The sequence below is a fragment of the Streptomyces sp. AJS327 genome, assembly GCF_013450295.1.
Classification (GTDB): Bacteria; Actinomycetota; Actinomycetes; order Streptomycetales; family Streptomycetaceae; genus Streptomyces.
Genome location: NZ_SKBR01000001.1, coordinates 1,737,963 through 1,758,652, shown reverse-complemented (window position 1 = coordinate 1,758,652; position 20,690 = coordinate 1,737,963). Strand labels below are relative to the sequence as shown.

Sequence of the window (20,690 nt, the reverse complement as noted above, 5' to 3'; positions counted from 1 at the left end):
CGGTCAGTGCGGGTCATGCTGAACCCAGTTCGCCGTCGAGGAAGTCGAACAGCTCGCTGTCACTGGCCGTTGCCAGTTCCTCCTCGCCGGAGGCCGTAACAGCCGACGAACCGGTGGCGTCCTGCCACCGTGTGAGCATGGAGCGCAGCCTTCCGACGACCTCGGCGCGGCCTTCGTCGTCATGTGCGGCGGGTGTCTCGAGCACGGCCTCGAGCCGGTCCAGCTCTGCCCGCAGCGGCGCCATGTCGTCGACGGAACCGGACAGTTCGCTGAGCAGGTGCTCGGCGAGCGCCTGCGGGCTCGGGTAGTCGAACACCATGGAGGAGGGCAGGACCAGCCCGGTGACCGCCTGGAGGCGGTTGCGCAGCTGCACGGCGGTGAGCGAGTCGAAGCCGAGTTCCTTGAACGCCCCGCTCGGATCCAGGGCGCTGACGTCCGGATGGCCGAGGACGACGGCGATCTCGCTGGTCAGCATCTCGAGCACGAGGAACGTCTGTTCCGTCGGGCTCTGTCCACGGAGCTTGTCGCGGATCCCCGCCGCCGGGTCACCGTCCGTATGCTCCTGCGTGGCGCCCGGGGAGTCGGCCAGTGCGGCACCGACCTCGGGGATGTCCTGGATGAACCTGCTGGGCCGCTCGTCGGTGAAGATGAACGTGAACCTGTCCCACCGCAGGTCGTTGATCACGCGGTAGGTCTCGTCGTGGTCGAGGGCCTGGCGCATCGCCGCGGTGGCGAGTTCGGGTTCCATCGTCATCATTCCGTGGCCCTGGGCACGCTCACCGACGGCCCCGTCGGCCATACCGCCGCCGGCCCAGGTGCCCCACCCGATCGTGGTGGCGGGCAGGCCTTGGTCGCGGCGCCATTCGGCGAAGGCATCCACATAGGCGTTGCCGGGCGTGTAGTTGCCCAGACCGGGGAAGCCGAAGGCGGAGGCCGTGGAGGAGAACAGGACGAACGCCGACAGGTCGTCCTTGACAGTCAGTTCGTGCAGGTTCCGCGTCCCGCCGACCTTGACTCGCAGCACCGCGTCCATCTGTCCGATGGTCAGTGTGGTCAGCATGGCGTCATCCAGCACCGCCGCGGTGTGGAAGACCGAACGCAGTGGCGCGGACGCGCATGCCCCGTCGAGAAGTGTGGCGAGCGCGTCCCGGTCCGTCACGTCACAGGCGGCGACGGTGACCCGGCCGGCACCCGCCTCCAGAAGCTCGTGCTCGAGTTCCGCAGCTCCGGGAGCCTCCGCACCTCTGCGGCTGATGAGCAGAAGGTGGTCGGCCCCTTCCTGCGCCAGCCAACGGGCCACGTTGGCGCCGATGCCGCCCGTGCCACCGGTGATCAGGGTCGTTCCCTCCGGCGTCCAGCGCCGGGCGGGCGTCCCGTGCAGCGGTGCCCGCGACAGCCGTCGGCCCAGTGTGCCGGAGGCCCGCAGGGCCAGCTGGTCCTCACCGTCGGTGCACGTCAGTGCATTGGCCAGCTGCCGCACCGTCTCCTCGTCGGGTTCCGCGGGCAGGTCGACGAGTCCGCCCCAGCCTGCGGGGTACTCCAGCGCCGCAACCCTGCCGAGACCCCAGATCTGCGCCTGTGCGGGGTCGAGGTGCCGGTCGGCGGGACCTGTACGGACCCCACCGCTGGTGACGGCCCACAGACGTCCTCGTTGGCCGGCGTCCGCCCACGCCTGGACGAGTAGCAGAGTGGCCGCGGTGCTGGCCGACACCGCGTCGTACCCGGTGGCCGTGCCCGTGGCGAGGCCAGTCAGCGTCAGCACCCCCTCGACGTCGAGGTGCTCGGCGAGGGTGGCGGCCAGCTCGTCGCGGTCGGCGTCCGGGGAGACGACGAGACGGGTCACCTGGGCTCCGCCGTCCGTCAGGGCCCGTTCGCACATCGCTGTCACGGGATCTGCCTCATGCCCGGGCGAGTGGGCGAGCAGCCAGGTGCCGCCAGGCCGGGGGTCACCGGCCGGGATCTGCGCCGGTTTCCACACCACCCGGTAACCCCAGGAGTCGAGCGCGGCGGTGTCGCGGCTGCGCCGCCGCCAAGCCGACAACGTGGGGAGGACGGCGGCCAGGGACCGGTGTTCGTCCTCCGGCCCGTCCCCGCGGGTGCCGATGGTCGCCGCGAGAGCCTCCAGGTCCTCGCGTTCGACCGCCTCCCAGAACATGCTCTCCACCTCGTCGGGTCCCACGCCACCCCCCTGGGCAACGCCAGCCGACGGGGTGTCCAGCCAGTAGCGGGTGCGCTGGAACGCGTACGCGGGCAGCTCGACGTCGGTGGCGAGCTCGGGGGACAACAGCGGGGACCAGTCGGGACGCAGCCCCTGGGCGAAGGCTTCACCCAACGCCGTGTACATCTGCCGAGGGCCCGGAACGTCGCGGCGCAACGTGCCCCAGGCCACTGCCTCGTGGCCGCCGTCCTCGAAGATCTCCGTCAGGGCGGGAACCAGGACCGGGTGCGGGCTGACCTCGATGAAGTGGGTGTACCCGTCGTCGGCCAGGCGGCGCACGGCGCTCTCGAACTCCACCGGCCGGCGGAGGTTGGTCAGCCAGTACTCCGCGTCGAGCCGTTCCCCGTCGACCATCTGGCCGGTGACCGAGGAGGCCATCGCCACACGGGCCGGCCGCGGTTCGATTCCTGCCAGCTCCTGCCTGATCTCCTCAGCGAGGACGTCCACGTGTGGCGAGTGCGAGGCGTAGTCGACGGCGATGCGCCGTGCCCGCACTCCCTCCTCCTCGCAGAGGACCATCGCCCTCTCCACGGCCGCCGGGTCTCCGGAAACCACGGTGGCGCGCGGTCCGTTGGCCGCGGCGACCCAGACCTGACCGACGTCCTCAGGGACGCGCTCCAGCAGTTCCGCGGCTGCCGAGCGGTCGAGGGCGACCCATGCCATCGCGCCGCATCCGGCGAGGCGGCGAATGGCCTTGCTGCGGTTGATCACCACGCGCGCGCCGTCGACCAAGGACAGCCCGCCGGTGACGACGGCCGCCGCGATCTCCCCCTGCGAGTGGCCCACGACACCGTCGGGCGTCACGCCGAACGACTGCCAGACCCGGGCGAGGCCGACCATGACGGAGAAGGAGACCGGCTGGACCACGTCGACGGCATCCAGGCCGGGGGCGTCCGCGTCCTGGCGCAGGACGGCGGTCAGGGACCAGTCGACCAGCCCCTCGAACGCCTCCTCACACTCGGCGACGGCCTGCGCGAAGACTGGGTTCCCGGCGAGCAGGTCGCGCGCCATGCCGTCCCACTGGGCGCCCTGCCCGGGGAAGACGAGTGCCACGCCACCGAGCGCCGTGCCGCCGCTGCCGCACACGACGTTCTCGGCCGGGTCTCCCCCAGCCACCGCCGTCACGCCGTCACGCAGTTCCGTCATGTCCTCGGCCACGACGACGGCCCGGTGGTCGAGAACCGCCCGTCCGAAAGCCAGCGAGGTGGCGACGGCCGAGACCGGGACGTCCGGGTGTTCCGCGCTCCACTCGCCCAGGCGCGCGGCCTGTGCCCGCAGCGCCCGGTTGTTGTGGGCGGACAGGACCACGGGCACCGGCCCGGTGGGGCCTTCGGCCGGGGCGGTGGTGTGTTCGGCATCCTCGACGATGATGTGCGCGTTGGTGCCGCTGACGCCGAAGGAGGAAACCCCTGCGCGGCGGGGTCGGTCCTCATCCCGCTCCCAGTCACGGGTCTCGGTCAGCAGCTCGACTGCACCGACGGACCAGTCGACGTGCGGGGAGGGCTCATCGACGTGCAGGGTGCGCGGCAGCTTCCCGTGCCGCATCGCCATCACCATCTTGATCACACCGGCGATCCCCGCCGCCCCTCCGGAGTGGCCGATGTTGGACTTCACCGAACCCAGCCACAACGGACGCCCCTCCGGGCGGCCCTGCCCGTACGTCGCCAGCAACGCCTGCGCCTCGATCGGATCGCCCAAGGACGTCCCCGTACCGTGCGCCTCCACCGCGTCCACCTCATGCGGAGCCAGCCCCGCGTTCACCAGCGCCGCCTTGATCACCCGCTGCTGCGAAGGCCCGTTCGGCGCCGTCAGACCGTTGGACGCGCCATCCTGGTTCACCGCCGAACCCCGCACCACCGCCAACACCCGATGTCCCAGCTCCCGCGCCCGCGACAACCGCTCCACCAACACCAGACCCACACCCTCGGCCCAGGCGGTGCCGTCGGCGGCGGCAGCGAACGCCTTGCACCGCCCGTTGGCCGCCAGGCCACGCTGCCGGGCGAAGTCGATGAAGGCGAGGGGGGTCGGCATCACGGCCACGCCGCCAGCGAGCGCCATCGTGCACTCGCCCAGGCGAAGGGCCTGGATCGCCTGGTGAAGGGCCACCAACGAGGAGGAACAGGCCGTGTCCACCGTCACCGCGGGACCCTCCAGGCCCAGGGTGTAGGCGACGCGGCCGGAGATGACGCTGGTCAGCCCACCGGTCACCGCATAACCAGCCACCTGGTCCTGTATGGCTGGCTCCGCGATGGCACCATAGGCGGACGCCGTGCCCCCGATGAACACCCCGGTGGAGCTGCCCTGCACGGAGGAGGGGTCGATACCGCCCCGTTCGAGGACCTCCCAGGACGCCTCCAGCAACAGCCGCTGCTGCGGGTCCATCGCCAGCGCCTCACGCGGCGAGATACCGAAGAACCCCGCGTCGAAGTCGGCCGCGTCGTGCAGGAACCCACCCGACCGCGCGTACGTGGTACCCGGGTGGTCCGGATCCGGGTGGTAGAGCCGACCCAGGTCCCACCCCCGATCGGTGGGAAAGTCCGTGATCCCTTCCCCACCCTCGGCCACCAACCGCCACATGTCCTCCGGCGAACCGATACCACCGGGATAGCGACAGGCCATGCCGACGATGGCGATCGGATCGTCGTCAGGGAGCGCCAGGGCTCCGGCCGACGGTTCGCCCACGGCCGTCGCCTCGGTGCCCAGGAGTTCGCCGAGTATGTGTGTCGCCAGCGCCGTCGGTGTGGGGTGGTCGAAGATCACGGTGGCCGAGAGCCGTACGCCGGTCGACTCGTTGAGACGGTTGCGCAACTCCACGGCCGTCAGCGAGTCGAAACCCAGCTCCTGGAAGGCGCGCGTCGGCGCGACGGCGGCCTGGGAGGAGTGGCCGAGAACGTCGGCGGCCCGGGTACGGACGAGTTCCAGCACGGTGCGGTGACGGTCGTCAGAGCTGAGGCCGGCCAGCTGCTTGGCCAGTTCGGACTCCGGCTCGTCACTCTCGTCGGCTTCGAGCAGTCTGGCGACGTCGGGCAGGTCGGCGATCAGCGGCTGAGGACCGGCGGCGGTGAAGACCGGTACGAACCGTCCCCAGTCGATGTCGGCGACCAGCAGGTGGGTCTCGCCGTGGTCGAGTGCTTCCTGAAGAGCCTGCACTGCCAGGTCAGGCTCCATGGCACTGATACCGCGGCGGGCCAGACTCTTCTCAGCGTCACCGGTCGAGGCCAGCCCGCCGCCCGCCCACGCCCCCCAGGAGATGGCGGTGGCGGCCTGCCCCTGAGCACTGCGCCACCGCGCGAACGAGTCCAGGTAGGCGTTGGCGGCCGCGTAGGGACCCTGACCAGCACTGCCCCACACCCCCGCCTGGGAGGAGAAGAGCACGAAGGCGTCCAGCGGTCCGGGCAGCAGCTCGTGGAGGTTCCGGGTCCCCGTGACCTTGGCGGCCAACGCGGCCGCCACGTCCTCTGTCGTGATGTCCACGAGCCGGCCGGAAGGCGCCTCACCGGCGGCCTGCACGACCGCTGTGACATCGAGGCCGGACACCAGCTCGGCCAGGGCGTCACGGTCAGCGACGTCGCACGCGGCGACGGTGACTCGGACACCCTGCGCCAGCAGTTCCTCACGCAGCTCCGGGGCACCCTCGGCTGAGATGCCCCGCCGGCTCGTGAGCACGAGGTGCTCGGCGCCCCGTGCCGCGAGCCAACGGGCGACGTGGCCGCCCAAGGCGCCGGTGCCGCCGGCGACCAGGACAGTGCCCCTCGGGCGCCAGGGGGTGTCGGGCTCCCGCTCGATGAGCGGGGCGCGCATCAGGCGGCAGGCCAACAGGCCGGAGCCGCGCAGGACGAGCTGGTTCTCGCGATGGACGCCGCTCAGCGCGGCGAGCGCCCTGTCCCACGCGACGTCGTCCAGCTCGGCGGGCAGATCCAGCAACCCACCCCAGCGGTCGGGATGTTCCAGCCCGATGACGCGGCCCAGTCCCCACAGCGACGCCTGCTCCGGGTCGGTGACGTCCAGCACCGCGCCGCGGGTGGCCAACCACAGCGAGGCCTCCAACCCGGCCCGCTCCATGGCCTGCACGAGGGCCACGGTGGCGGCGGCCGTCCCGTGGAGCGACAGCACGCCGTTCAACGGCTCCTGAGGGAGGCCGTCGGTCTCCGTGCCGGTGAGCACCCGAGCCCCGGTGCCGGCGAGCCTTTCGGCCCAGCTGTCACGCTCGGGGCCGTCGTCGCCCAGCAGCAGCCAGGTGCCGGTCAGCGGCCACGCCGTCCGGTCGGCGAGTGGCTGCCAGTCGACTCGGTAGCGCCAGGAGTCGGCGGTAGCGCGGTACAGCGCGTTCTCGCGCCACGAGGTAAGTGCGCGCAGCGCCTCACCGTCCAGGGCGAGTTCACCGCGCTCGACCGCCGCCCAGAATCCGTCGTCAGCCTGGACGGATGGGCTGTCGATCCAGTACCGGCGCCGCTGGAAGGGGTAGGTGGGAAGGTCGACGCGGTGCTCGGGAAGATGCCAGTCGACAGGCAGGCCGGAGACGAACGCCTCGCCCAGGGACAGCGACAGCCGATCCATGCCGCCTTCGTCGCGCCGCAGCGTTCCGACGACGGCCGCAGCGGCCCCGAGCGACTCGACGGTCTCGCGCAACGGTACGGCCAGCACCGGGTGCGCGGAGACCTCGACGAAGGTGGTGAAGCCGTCGTCCAGCAGCGCACGGGTGACCTGTTCGAACCGCACGGTTTCGCGCAGGTTCTCGTACCAGTACCCCTCGTCCAGGCCCGCAGTGTCCACCGGCCCGCCGGTGAGCGAGGAGTAGAGGGGGATCGTGGAGGAGCGGGGCCGGGTACCGGCCAGCTCCTGGACGAGTTTTTCGCGCAGGGGCTCCACCTGGGCGGAGTGCGAGGAGTAGTCCACGTTGATACGCCGGGCACGCTCGACGGAGGCGAGCGTCGCCTCCAGGCCCTCGATGCTCCCGGACACCACCACCGAACGAGGGCTGTTAACGGCGGCGATCGACACGCCGTCCGGCAGGTCGATCTCGTCTGCGGGCAGCGGGACGGAGACCATACCGCCCTGGCCGGCCAGCGCGGCGACGGCCCGCGAGCGCAGCGCGACCACGCGGGCCCCGTCCTCCAGCGGCAGTCCTCCGCAGACCACGGCGGCAGCGATCTCACCTTGGGAGTGACCGACCACGGCCGCGGGCTCCACGCCGTGGGAACGCCATACGGCCGCCAGCGAGACCATCATGGCCCACAGCAGCGGTTGGACGACTTCAACCCGTTCCTGTAGCTGCGGGTCCGTGAGAGCCGCGTGGAAGTCCCAGTCGACATAGGGGGCCAAGGCCCGGTGGCAGTCCTCCATCGACTCGCGGAAGACCGGTGAGGCGTCCCAGAGGCCGGCGGCCATGCCCACCCACTGGGACCCCTGGCCGGGGAAGACGAACACCGGGCGGGCCTCGTCGGTGACTACCTGTCCGGTGACCACCGCTCCGGTCGTCCTGTCGGTCTCCACCGCGGCCAGTGCGGCGAGCGCCTCCTCGCGGTCGTGAGCCACCACCACGGCCCGGTGATCAAGGCTCGCGCGAGTGTGGGCCAGTGCGCCGGCTATGGTCACCGGCTCCAGATCGGCGTTCCGCGCGGTGAACTCCCGCACCCGGGTGGCCACTACGCGCAGGGCCTTGCGGGAACCTCCCGAGATCACCCACGGCAGGGGGCCGACCGGTGCCGCGGCGGGCTCGGACGGCTCCGCGTCCTCCACCGCCTCCTCGACGATGAGGTGCGCGTTGGTGCCGCTGGCCCCGAAGGAGGAAACCCCGGCGCGGCGGGGTCGGTCCTCATCCCGCTCCCAGTCACGGGTCTCGGTCAGCAGCTCGACTGCACCGACGGACCAGTCGACGTGCGGGGAGGGCTCATCGACGTGCAGGGTGCGTGGCAGCTTCCCGTGCCGCATCGCCATCACCATCTTGATCACACCGGCGATCCCCGCCGCCGAGGCCGAGTGGCCGATGTTGGACTTCACCGAACCCAGCCACAACGGACGCCCCTCCGGGCGGCCCTGCCCGTACGTCGCCAGCAACGCCTGCGCCTCGATCGGATCGCCCAAGGACGTCCCCGTACCGTGCGCCTCCACCGCGTCCACCTCATGCGGAGCCAGCCCCGCGTTCACCAGCGCCGCCTTGATCACCCGCTGCTGCGAAGGCCCGTTCGGCGCCGTCAGACCGTTGGACGCGCCATCCTGGTTCACCGCCGAACCCCGCACCACCGCCAACACCCGATGTCCCAGCTCCCGCGCCCGCGACAACCGCTCCACCAACACCAGACCCACACCCTCGGCCCAGGCGGTGCCGTCGGCGGCGGCAGCGAACGCCTTGCACCGCCCGTTGGCCGCCAGGCCACGCTGCCGGGCGAAGTCGATGAAGGCGAGGGGGGTCGGCATCACGGCCACGCCGCCAGCGAGCGCCATCGTGCACTCGCCCAGGCGAAGGGCCTGGATCGCCTGGTGAAGGGCCACCAACGAGGAGGAACAGGCCGTGTCCACCGTCACCGCGGGACCCTCCAGGCCCAGGGTGTAGGCGACGCGGCCGGAGATGACGCTGGTCAGCCCACCGGTCACCGCATAACCAGCCACCTGGTCCTGTATGGCTGGCTCCGCGATGGCACCATAGGCGGACGCCGTGCCCCCGATGAACACCCCGGTGGAGCTGCCCTGCACGGAGGAGGGGTCGATACCGCCCCGTTCGAGGACCTCCCAGGACGCCTCCAGCAACAGCCGCTGCTGCGGGTCCATCGCCAGCGCCTCACGCGGCGAGATACCGAAGAACCCCGCGTCGAAGTCGGCCGCGTCGTGCAGGAACCCACCCGACCGCGCGTACGTGGTACCCGGGTGGTCCGGATCCGGGTGGTAGAGCCGACCCAGGTCCCACCCCCGATCGGTGGGAAAGTCCGTGATCCCTTCCCCACCCTCGGCCACCAACCGCCACATGTCCTCCGGCGAACCGATACCACCGGGATAGCGACAGGCCATGCCGACGATGGCGATCGGATCGCGCATCTGGTCCTCGAACTCCGACAGTCGCCTGCGCAGCTTGTTGAGGTCCGTCGTGGCCCGCTTGAGATAGTTGCGGAGCTTTTCTTCGTTGCTCATTTCACGTCACCAGTTCCAGAGCCACGTCAGGGAGTTTCGAGTCGGTCGTCGAGGAGGTCGAAGAGTTCGTCGTCCGAGGCGTCTTCGACCGTGTCGGTCAGGGCCTGGTCCTCGCCGGCCCCGACGGAGTTGTCCAGGTGGGCCAGCAAGGCGCGTAGTCGCACGGAGATCTCGTCCCGAGCCGTTGTCTCCGCCGACAGCGAGAGCACCGACTGCTCCAGCCGCTGGAGATCCCCCATGACCGGGGCTCCGCCGCCCGTGCCCCCTCCGACGACCCGGCCAAGCACACTGGCGGCGAGGGCGGCGGGAGTGGGGTGGTCGAAGATCGCCGTCGCGGGCAGTCGTACGCCGGTGGCACGGGTGAGGGCGTTGCGCAGCTCAATTCCGGCGAGCGAGTCGAATCCCGCGGCCTTGAACGGCTGTTCCGCACCGAGGCTGCTGCCGTCGCCGTGCCCGCGCCCGCCCAGGACGGCTGTCGCGTGTTCACGGACCAGGTCCACCACGAGTCGCAGACGCTCGGACTCCGACGCGGCGGTGAGCCGCTGACGCAGTTGCTCGACCCGCGCGTCGTGCCCGGCTGGCGCCATCGTGTCGTCGTGGGTGACCAACGCGCGGATCTCGGTCAGTTCGCTCAGCAGCGGACTGGGGCGTTCGGTGGTGAGGAACCCGGCGAACCGGTCCCAGTCCACGTCGGCCACCACCGTCGCGGTCTCGTCCAGTCCCACGCTCCGGGACAGGGCGGTGAGCGCGGCCGGTGGGGGCAGGGCACTCAGCCCCTGGCGTTCCAGGAGACGAAGGGCGTCCTCGTCCTGGTGCGCCGCGTCCGCGTCGTCCCAGGGCCCCCAGGCGATGGTGGTCGCCGTGCGGCCGTGGGCCCTGCGCCGGTCAGCCAGAACGCCGAGGAAGGCGTCGGCCGAGGCATGTGCCGCCTGCCGGATGCCGCCCCACACGCCGACGTGGGACGAGAAGAGCACGAACGCGTCCAGCACGGAGTCCCGGAAGATCGCGTCCAGGTGCGCCGCCCCGGTCACCTTGCCCTGCCAGACCCGCGCGCAGGCGGCCAGGTCGGTCTCCCCCAGCCCACCGGCGTGCGTCTCGCCCACGGCGTGGACCACCGCACGCACCGGCGGCCCGGTGGTCTCCACCTCCGCCACCGCGGCCTCCAGCGCGGCGCGATCGGCCACGTCACAGGCCACGGTCACCACGTCGGCGCCATGGACCTCCAGTTCCTCGCACAGCCGGGCGGCGCCCGGTGCGTCCGGCCCGCGACGGCTGAGCAGCGCCACGCGTTCCGCTCCCTGCTCGACAGCCCAGCGGGCCACGTGGGAGCCGAGTGCTCCCGTACCACCCGTGATGAGCACCGTGCCGGTGGGCAGCCATTCGTCCGCGCCGTTCCAGGGCCGCGCTTCCTCCCGTACCAGACGGCGCGCCCGCGCGCCGTCCGTGCGTAGCGCGACCTGGTCCTCCCGTCCGGAGGCGATCACCCGGGCCACGTGGGTCCACGTCCCGGCGTCTAGCGGCCCCGTGGGCAGGTCGACCAGACCGCCCCAGTGCTTCGGGAGTTCCAGCGCCGCAACGCGGCCGAGCCCCCAGATCGTCGACTGGCGCGCGTCACCCAGCGGTTCGCCGGGCACGACGGGGAAGGCGCCCCGGGTCACGCACCACAGCCGCCCGCCACAGTCCGCCTCGGCCAAGCCCTCGACCAGTGAGCCGGTGGTCACCCACCCGCGCGGCAGGTCGGGAAACTCCGGGTGACGGCTCTCGTCGAGCCCGAGCAGTGAGACGAGCCCGCCCACTGTGTCCCGGGCGGTGGAGAGTTCCTTGAGGACACCAGACACGTCGGTGTCCTCAACCTTGACGGGGACGACGGACTCGGCTCCGAGCTCCTCCCACGCCCGCACGCAGTCGGCGACGACCTGTTCGGGCACGCCGGGGGGGACGATCATCCACCACTGGCCGGTCAGGGCGCACGATTCCGCGGCGGGCGGCACCAGCGGCCGCCAGGTGACACGGTACCGCCACGAGTCGACCTGCGATCGGGCCAGCCGCCGGCGTCGCCAGGAGGACAAGGCGGGCAGGACTTCCGCTAAAGAACCCTCACCCACCTCGCCACCGGTCTCACGCAACGCCGTGGCCAGTTCCTCGGCGTCACCACGGTCCACGGCCTCCCAGAACCGCGCCTCGTCCCAGATCGGCACGGCGTCGGTGAGCGTCTCGTCCGCCTCCAGCCAGTACCGGCGGCGTTGGAACGGGTAGGTCGGCAGGTCAATGCGGCGACCACCGCTGCACACGGCGGCCCAGTCGACGTCGGCCCCCACGGTCCACGCCCGACCGAGACCTTCCAGCAGCGCGACCGATTCCGTCCGGTCCTTGCGTCCCAGGGACGTCACGGTGACCGCGTCCGGCTCGGCCAGGCACTGCCAGGCCATTCCCGCCAGGGCACCGTCCGTGCCGATCTCCAGCAGGTGACGGACACCCAGGCCCTCCAGCTCCGCCACCGCGTCCGCGAAGCGGACCGGCTCCCGGACGTGCCGCACCCAGTACCCGGCAGTCGTCCACTCCTCCCCGTCCGCCACGGTGCCCGTGAGTGTGGAAACCACGCCCTGGGGCAGGGGAAGGTAGTCCAGCCCCTCGGCCACCGCGCGGAACTCGTCGAGCATCGGATCCATGAGCGGTGAGTGGAATGCGTGACTCACCGACAGGCGCCGAGTCTTCGCGCCCCGCCTGGAGAACTCCTCACCGAGGGCGACCGCCACGTCCTCCGCTCCGGAGACGACGGTGGCCGCGGGTCCGTTGACAGCGGCGATCCCGACCACCGACTCGTCATGGCACGCCAGCGCCGCGCGGACCTCCTCCTCCGACGCGGCGACGGCCACCATGGCACCACCGGAGGGGAGTGCCTGCATGAGTCGTCCCCGCGCGGTCACCAGACGGCAGGCGTCCTCCAGCGACAGCACCCCGCTCACGTGCGCGGCGGCGATCTCACCGACCGAGTGGCCGATCACGAAGTCCGGCCGGACACCCCAGGACTCGACGAGCCGGAACAGCGCCACCTCGAAGCAGAACAGCGCGGGCTGGGCCCACCGGGTGGCGTCGAGCAGCGCGGGGTCCTCGCCCCAGACGATCTCATTCAACGGAGCGGGCAGCGAGACGTCCAAGACGGCGCGAATCTCGTCCCACGCCTGCGCGAACACCGGTTGAGTGGCGTGGAGTTCGCGGCCCATGCCGAGTCGCTGGGCACCCTGGCCAGCGAACATGAACCCAGTGGTGCCACCGCCGGGACGCACGGACCCGTCCGCCACAGCGGCGGTCGGCGCGCCGCTGGCCAGCGCGGTCAGGCCCGCGACGGCCTCATGGCGGTCGCGGGCTACCACGATGCCGCGGTGTTCGAGGGCGGCACGGGTCGTCGCCAGCGAGTGTGCGATATCTGGGAGCCGCACCGTGTCGTCGCCCGTCATGAACTCCTTCAGACGGGCGGCCTGGGCACGGACCGCGGCCTCGCCCCGGCCCGAGACGATCAGAGGCAGTGGGGCCGGAGCGTCCGGGGCCCGCGCCGCGCGCTCCTCCTCGTTGGGCACGGTCTCGGGCGCCTGTTCCAGGATCAGTTGGGCGTTGGTGCCGCTGATGCCGAACGAGGACACCGCGGCCCGGCGGGGCCCGTCCGAGACGGGCCACGGCCTGGCTTCGGTGAGCAGCCCGAGGCCACCGTCAGACCAGTCGACGTGCGGGGAGGGCTCATCGACGTGCAGGGTGCGCGGCAGCTTCCCGTGCCGCATCGCCATCACCATCTTGATCACACCGGCGATCCCCGCCGCGGCCTGGGTGTGGCCGATGTTGGACTTCACCGATCCCAGCCACAACGGACGCCCCTCCGGGCGGCCCTGCCCGTACGTCGCCAGCAACGCCTGCGCCTCGATCGGATCGCCCAAGGACGTCCCCGTACCGTGCGCCTCCACCGCGTCCACCTCATGCGGAGCCAGCCCCGCGTTCACCAGCGCCGCCTTGATCACCCGCTGCTGCGAAGGCCCGTTCGGCGCCGTCAGACCGTTGGACGCGCCATCCTGGTTCACCGCCGAACCCCGCACCACCGCCAACACCCGATGTCCCAGCTCCCGCGCCCGCGACAACCGCTCCACCAACACCAGACCCACACCCTCGGCGGGGCCGAACCCGTCGGCGGCGGCGGAGAAGGGCTTGCAACGGCCGTCCGCGGCGAGTCCCCGCTGCTTGCTGAACTCCACGTACAGGCTGGGCTCGGACATGACCGTGACACCACCGGCGAGGGCCAGGTCGCACTCCCCCTGCCGAAGGGACTGCACCGCCTGGTGCAGGGCCACCAACGAGGAGGAACAGGCCGTGTCCACCGTCACCGCGGGGCCCTCCAGACCCAGGGTGTAGGCGATCCGGCCGGAGCCGACGCTTCCGGCGTTGCCGGTGGCCACATAGCCCTGTAGCTCCTCGGGAACCTTCCGGACACGCGACACGTAGCCCTGGGCCACCATGCCGACGAACACGCCAGTCCGGCTGCCGTGCACCGTGTCCGGAGGGATACCGGCCCGCTCGAACGTCTCCCAGGCCGTCTCCAGCAGCACCCGCTGCTGCGGGTCCATCGCGAGCGCCTCACGGGCGGAGACACCGAACAACTCCGCGTCGAAGTCAGCGATGTCGTTCAGGAAGCCGCCTCGGCGGAGGTAGCTTGTGCCCGGGTGCTCGGGGTCGGGGTGGTAGAAGGCCGCCTCGTCCCAGCCACGCCAGGCCGGTACCTCGGTGATCGCGTCGGTGCCATCAGCGACGAGGTCCCACAGCTCCGCCGGCGTGGCCACCCCACCGGGGAAGCGGCACGCCATCGAGACGATCACGATGGGGTCGTCCTCGGGCGGCGCGGATGTCACCGTTGCCACCGGGGGAGCCTGGGTCGCGGTCTGGACGATGCCGGTGTCCAGCAGTTCCGACCCGAGGTGCCGGGCCAGCGCGGCCGGTGTCGGATGGTCGAACACCAGCGTGGCCGAGAGCCGCAGCCCGGTGGCCGCGCTCAGGCGGTTGCGCAGCTCGACCGCCATGAGGGAATCGATTCCGAGTTCCTTGAAGCCCTTGCCCGGGTCGACGGAGCTGGCCCCCGTGAAGCCCAGCACCACCGAGACCTGGTCGCGCACCAGGTCGCTGAGCGCCTGCTCGCGCCGGTTCTCGGGCAGTTCCGCCAGCCGCTGCAACAGGGGAGACTCATCCACGTCCGCCGTCGACGCGACAGCGCGCCGGACGGGGCCGCGCACCAGCCCCCGCAGGATCGCCGGGAGCGTTCCCGCGCCCGCCTGCGTGCGCAGTGCCCGCGCGTCCAACGGCGCCGGGAGCAGCAGGGCCTCGTCGAGTCGCAAGGCGGCGTCGAAGAGTTCCAGACCGCGTTCGTTGGACAGCAGAACGATGCCGCTGCGGGCCAGGCGAGCCCGGTCCTCCCTGCTGAGGTGACCAGTCATCCCGCTGTGTTCGGCCCACAGGCCCCAGGCGAGGGAGACGCCGGGCAGCCCCTGTGCCCTGCGGTGCGCTGCCAGGCTGTCGAGGAACGCGTTGGCCGCCGCGTAGTTGCCCTGTCCGGGGCCGCCCAGTACGCCCGCCGCCGAGGAGAACAGGATGAAGGCGCCCAGGTCGGCGTCCCGGGTGAGCTCGTGCAGGTTCCAGCCGGCGTCGACCTTGGGCTTGAGCACCCGCTCCAGCTGTTCGTCGGTGAGGGAGTCGAGCATGCCGTCGTCGAGTACGCCGGCGGTGTGCACCACCGCAGTCAGGGCGTGTTCCGCGGGCACGTCGGCCAGTGTCCGCGCCAGGGCGTCACGGTCCGCGGCGTCGCAGGAGACGATGCGCGCCTCGGCGCCCATCGCCGCGAGTTCCTCTCGCAGTTGGTCGGCTCCGGGTGCTTCGGCGCCCCGACGGCTGGTCAGCAGCAGGTGACGCACACCGTGCTCGGTCACCAAGCGGCGGGCCATGAGGCCGCCCAGGGTCCCGGTGCCGCCGGTGATCAGCACGGTACCCTCAGGGTCCAGGGCCCGGGGGATGGTCAGCACGAGCTTGCCGGTGTGCCGGGCCTGACTCATGTACCGGTACGCGCCGACCGCGCGGCGTACGTCCCAGGCCATCGTGGGCAGGGGCGGCAGCGAGCCCTCCGACAGGGCCACCGTGATGGTCTCCAGCAGTTCCCGGAGGCGCTCGGGACCCGCCGCCGTCAGAAGGTCGAACGCCTCGTAGATCACTCCGGGGTGGTCCTCGCCGACCCGCTGCTGGTCTCGGACATCCGTCTTGCCCATCTCCACGAACCGGCCGCCGGTGGCCAGCAGGCGGAGGGATGCGTCCACGAACTCACCGGCGAGGGAGTTGAGAACGACGTCCATGCCCTGTCCACGGGACGCGGCGCGGAAAGTCTCCTCGAACACGGTGGTACGCGAGGAGGCGATGTGCTCGTCGTCCAAGCCCATCGCCCGCAGGGTGGGCCACTTCGCCTCACTCGCGGTCGCGAAGACCTCGGCCCCACGGTGTCGCGCCAGCCGTACGGCGGCCATGCCGACGCCGCCGGCGGCCGCGTGCACCAGAACCCGGTCGCCGGCCTCCACCCTGCCCAAGTCCTCCAGCCCGAAAGCCGCGGTCAGGCAGGCGACCGGAAGGGCGGCGGCCTGTTCCCAGGTCAGGCCGTCCGGTACGTGCGTCACGAGCCGGTGGTCGGTCACCGCGGTGGGGCCCATGCCCGCGTCCAGCAGTCCCATCACGCGGTCGCCGGGAGTCACACCCGTGACGGCGGCGCCCACGTCCGTGACCACTCCAGCGCCCTCACCACCCATCACCGCGTTCTCCGGGTACATGCCGAGTGCGATCAGTACGTCACGAAAATTCACCCCTGCTGCCCGGACCGCGACGCGGACCTCGCGCTCTCCCAGCGCAGCGGTGGCCCCTGGATGAGGCGTGAGAGCGAGGTTCTCCAACGTGCCGGGTTCCGGGATGTCCAGGTGCCACGGCCGCGTGCCCGGAGGGATCAGCGCCTCCCCGGAGTCGGCCCTGACCAGCCGTGGAACCATCGGCTCGCCGCGCCGGACGGCGACCTGCGGCTCGCCCGCCAGGATCAGGGAGGCGGCTCCGCACAGTGCAGTCCCGGGCTCGTCCCGCGCCGCCTCCTCGTCGAGGTCGATCAGGGCGAAGCGTTCGGGATGCTCGCTCTGCGCCGAGCGCACCATGCCCCACACGGATCCGGCCGCGAGGCACTCCCCCGTCGTCGCGCCCCGGGTCACCACGACGAAGCGGGAAGCGACGGTCCGCTCGTCCGCCAGCCACTGACGGATCCCACCGAGGACCTCGTGCAGCGTGGCCCGCACCACGCCGGAGCCCACGGCCTCGCGGGCGGGAACGGGGAACAGCACGGCGTCCGGCAAAGTGGCACCGCCGTCCGTGCGAGCGAGCAGCTCAGGCACGTCCCGAAAGGTCTCCTCGCCCAGGCCACGGGCCGCCGGGAACGTCCCCGCGTCGCCGCAGACCGCCCATCGAGCCTCTGTCCGCGCGCTGCTCGGCCCGGTCTGGTGCGGCGCGGCGGACGCCTGCTGCCAGTCCAGCCGGAACAGTGAATCGGCCCAGCGATGGCGGGATTCGTCCAGCCCCCGGACGGAGAGCGGGCGGGTCGCCAGCGACCGTGCCGAAAGGACCGGGCGGCCCGTCGCGTCGGCGGCCGTGACGGCCATGGCTTCGGGGCCCGCGGGTGACAGCCGGACGCGAAGGTCCGTGGCACCGGACGCGTACAGCGACACGCCTTCCCAGGAGAACGGCAGACGCGGTGTGCCGGCGTCGGCGAACAGTCCGCCGACACCCGCGGCGTGCAGTGCGGCGTCCAACAGGGCGGGGTGCAGGCCGAAACGCTCCGCCTCTTGGCGTCGCGCGTCCGGCAGGGCAATGTCCGCGTAGACGTCGTCGCCGAGCCGCCACGCCGCCCGCAACCCCTGGAACGCGGGGCCGTATCCGTAGCCGGAGCGGTGGAGACCCTCGTAGTAGTCGGTTACGTCGACGGCCGTGGCGCCGGCGGGCGGCCAGGAAGCCTCTCCGAGCAGGGACTGCGCGGCGTCGTCCGCCGGCTCCGGGCTCAGCACACCTGCGGCGTGGCGTGTCCAGTCGGCGGCTTCGAGCGGATCGCCGTCTCCGCGTTCGGGGCGTGAGTGGACCGCGACGGTGCCGCGGCCGTCTGGTGCGGGCGCTCCGACGCTCACCTGGAGCTGCACGGCGCCCTGAGCCGGAAGGACCATGGGCGCTTCCAGCGTCAGTTCCTCAAGGTGGCTGCGGCCCGCCGCGTCGCCGGCCCGGACGGCCATCTCGACGAACGCGGTGCCTGGGAGCAGCACCGTCCCCGCCACTGCGTGATCGGCCAGCCAGGGGTGCGTGTGCAGGGAGAGCCGCCCCGTGAGGATGAGGGCGTCGCCATCGGGCTGCGCCTGGGCGGACGCCAGGGCCACGGCGGCGCCCAGCAGTGGATGGTCGGCGCCGGTCAGGCCCAGCCCCACGGCGTCGGCGGGGACCCCGTCGGACCGGTCGGCCAGCCAGTACCTGCCGCGCTGGAAGGCGTAGGAGGGCAGTTCGGCGGACACATGGGCATCGGTGCGGGCCGGAGCCACGGACGGCGGTTTCCAGTCCACCGGCACGCCGTTGACCCATGCCTCGGCCAGCGCGCCTACCCAACGTCCGGCGCCTCCCTCGTCACGTCGCAACGAGGAGACCACCGCTGCCTCGACGCCCATGACCCGTGCGGTCTCGCGGAGGCCGACCGTCAGGACGGGGTGGGGGCTGACCTCGACGAACGTACTCGTGCCGCGTTCCAGCAAGCCCCGGACCGCCTCCTGGAAGCGCACCGTGTGCCGAAGGTTGTCCGCCCAGTAGTGGGCGTCCAGGTTCTCCGTGCCAGTGAGGTGACCGGTCACGGTCGAGTGGAACGGTGTCTGGCCGGACCGCGGGGCGATGTCGGCCAGTGCCCTGAGCAACTCCTCACGTACGCCGTCGACCTGCGCCGAGTGGGAGGCGTAGTCGACAGCGATGGGCCGGACCCAGACCTCCTCTCCGCGGGCCTTCTCCACCAGTTCGGCCACAGTGGCCGGATCACCGGCGACGACCGTCGACTCAGGGCCGTTGACCGCCGCGACCGAGACCTGGTCCGCGTACCCCTCCAGCCAGTCAGTCATCATCTTGGCCGGCAGCGCGAACGAGGCCATGGCCCCGGCTCCAGCAAGCTGTTCACCAATCAGGCGGGACCGCAGCGCGACCACCCGGGCACCGTCCCGCAGCGACAGGCCACCAGCGACGACGGCGGCGGCGATCTCGCCCTGGGAGTGCCCCACCACCGCCGCGGGGACGACGCCGTAGCTCTCCCACAGCCGCGCCAACCCCACCATCACCGCCCAGGATGCCGGCTGCACCACATCCACCCGGGTCAGGTCACCGCGCAGTTCGGTCAGCAGGTCCCATTCCACCCAGGGCCGCAGCGCCACGGCGCACTCCTCCAACGCGTGGGCGAACACGGGGCTGGCGGCGGCGAGCTCCACGCCCATGCCCGCCCACTGCGCACCCTGGCCGGGGAAGACGAACACCGGGCGGTCCGCGCGTTCGACCGCCACACCCGTCACCACGTGACCGTCGGGACGGTCGGTGGCGAGGGCATCGAGCGCCTCCCGCCGCGACCGGTCGTCCGCCGCCAAGAGGACGGCGCGATGCCGGAGCGCGGCCCGCCCCGTGACGAGAGCGGCGCCCACAGCGGCCGCGGACCGGCCGGGCCGCTCTGCGGCGTACGTGTGCATCCGTGCCGCCTGGGCCTGGAGGGCGGCCGGGCTGTGCGCTGAGAGCACCCACGGCACAAGCGTGTCCGGGGCCGTGGCCTGGGCGACGCTCGTGACGGGTGCCGTGGTGTCCGCGTCGGGGCGGTCGACCACCTCGTCTGACGCGGCCTGTTCGAGGATCACGTGGGCGTTGGTGCCGCTGATGCCGAACGAGGAGATCCCGGCGCGGCGCACGCGACCCTCGCGTTCCGGCCAGGCGACTTCCCCGGTCAGAAGCGAGACGGCGCCGGAGGCCCAGTCGACGTGCGGGGACGGTTCAGCGGCGTGCAGTGTGGGAGGGAGGACGTCGTGGCGCAGCGCCTGCACCATCTTGATCACGCCCGCCACACCGGCGGCGGCGCTCGTGTGGCCGATGTTGGACTTGACCGAACCCAGCCACAACGGAGACTCGCGGTCCTGGCCGTAGGTGTCGAGCAGCGCCTGGGCCTCGATCGGATCGCCCAGCGACGTGCCGGTACCGTGGCCTTCCACCGCGTCGACCTGATGCGGTGAGAGCCCCGCGTCGGCCAGCGCCGCACGGATCACGCGCTGTTGCGACCGCCCGTTGGGAGCGGACAGGCCGTTACTCGCGCCATCCTGGTTGACGGCGGACCCGCTGATGACCGCCAACACCTGGTGACCGTGGCGCCGCGCGTCCGACAGGCGCTCCAGAAGCAGCAGTCCGGCCCCTTCGGCCAGTCCGAAGCCGTCGGCCGCCGCCGAGTATGCCTTGCAGCGTCCGTCCGGCGCGAGTCCGCGCTGAGCGCTAAAGCCGACGAACTGGACCGGGGACGCCAGCACCGTCGCGCCGCCGGCCAGCGCCATCGAGCACTCGCCACGTCGAAGCGCCTGGGCGGCCAGGTGCAGCGCGACCAGTGAGGAGGAGCACGCAGTGTCCACGGTCATCGCCGGACCCTGGAGCCCGAGTTGGTACGACAGACGGCCGGAGATCACAGCGGCGGAGCCGCCGGTCATCAGATGACCACCGAGCCCGTCCGGAATATCCCTGAGTGCCGGGGTGTAGTCGATGATGCTGCTCCCGGCGAAGACGCCGACCTCCCGTCCCCCGAGAGAGTGGGGATCCAGGCCCGCGTGTTCGAAAACCTCCCAGGACAGCTCCAGCAGCAGCCGTTGCTGGGGATCCATCGCGAGCGCCTCACGTGGCGATATTCCGAAGAACTCGGGGTCGAACCCCGCGACGTCCTCCAGAAAGCCACCTTCCCTGACGTACGTGCCGCCATTCCCCTGAGCATCGGGTGAACACAGCGCCTCGATGTCCCAACCGCGGTCCCTCGGCAGCTCGGTGATCGCATCTCCACCGGAGCTGATGAGCCGCCAGAAATCCTCGGGGGACGTGGAACCGCCCGGGTAGCGACAGGCCATTCCGACGATGGCGATGGGTTCGGTGCGAGCCGCCTCCATGTCGTCGGCTCGCCGTCGCGCCTGGTGGAGCTCGGCCGTCGCCATCTTCAGATATTCGCGGAGCTTCGTTTCATTCGTCATTTCGCTACCCCCGATGGATCGCC

2 protein-coding genes are annotated in these 20,690 nt (G+C 71.7%); both read right to left on the bottom strand.

Annotation, left to right across the window (positions count from 1 at the left end; genetic code table 11):
* Positions 1-13: 13 nt before the first annotated feature.
* Positions 14-9,343 carry a type I polyketide synthase gene (locus E0L36_RS06970; RefSeq protein ID WP_180927929.1) on the bottom strand — a complete coding sequence of 3,110 codons (9,330 nt, stop codon included), beginning with the start codon at positions 9,341-9,343 and terminating at the stop codon, positions 14-16.
* A gap of 26 nt (positions 9,344-9,369) precedes the next feature.
* Positions 9,370-20,667 carry a type I polyketide synthase gene (locus E0L36_RS27470; RefSeq protein ID WP_258015926.1) on the bottom strand — a complete coding sequence of 3,766 codons (11,298 nt, stop codon included), beginning with the start codon at positions 20,665-20,667 and terminating at the stop codon, positions 9,370-9,372.
* Positions 20,668-20,690: the final 23 nt, after the last annotated feature.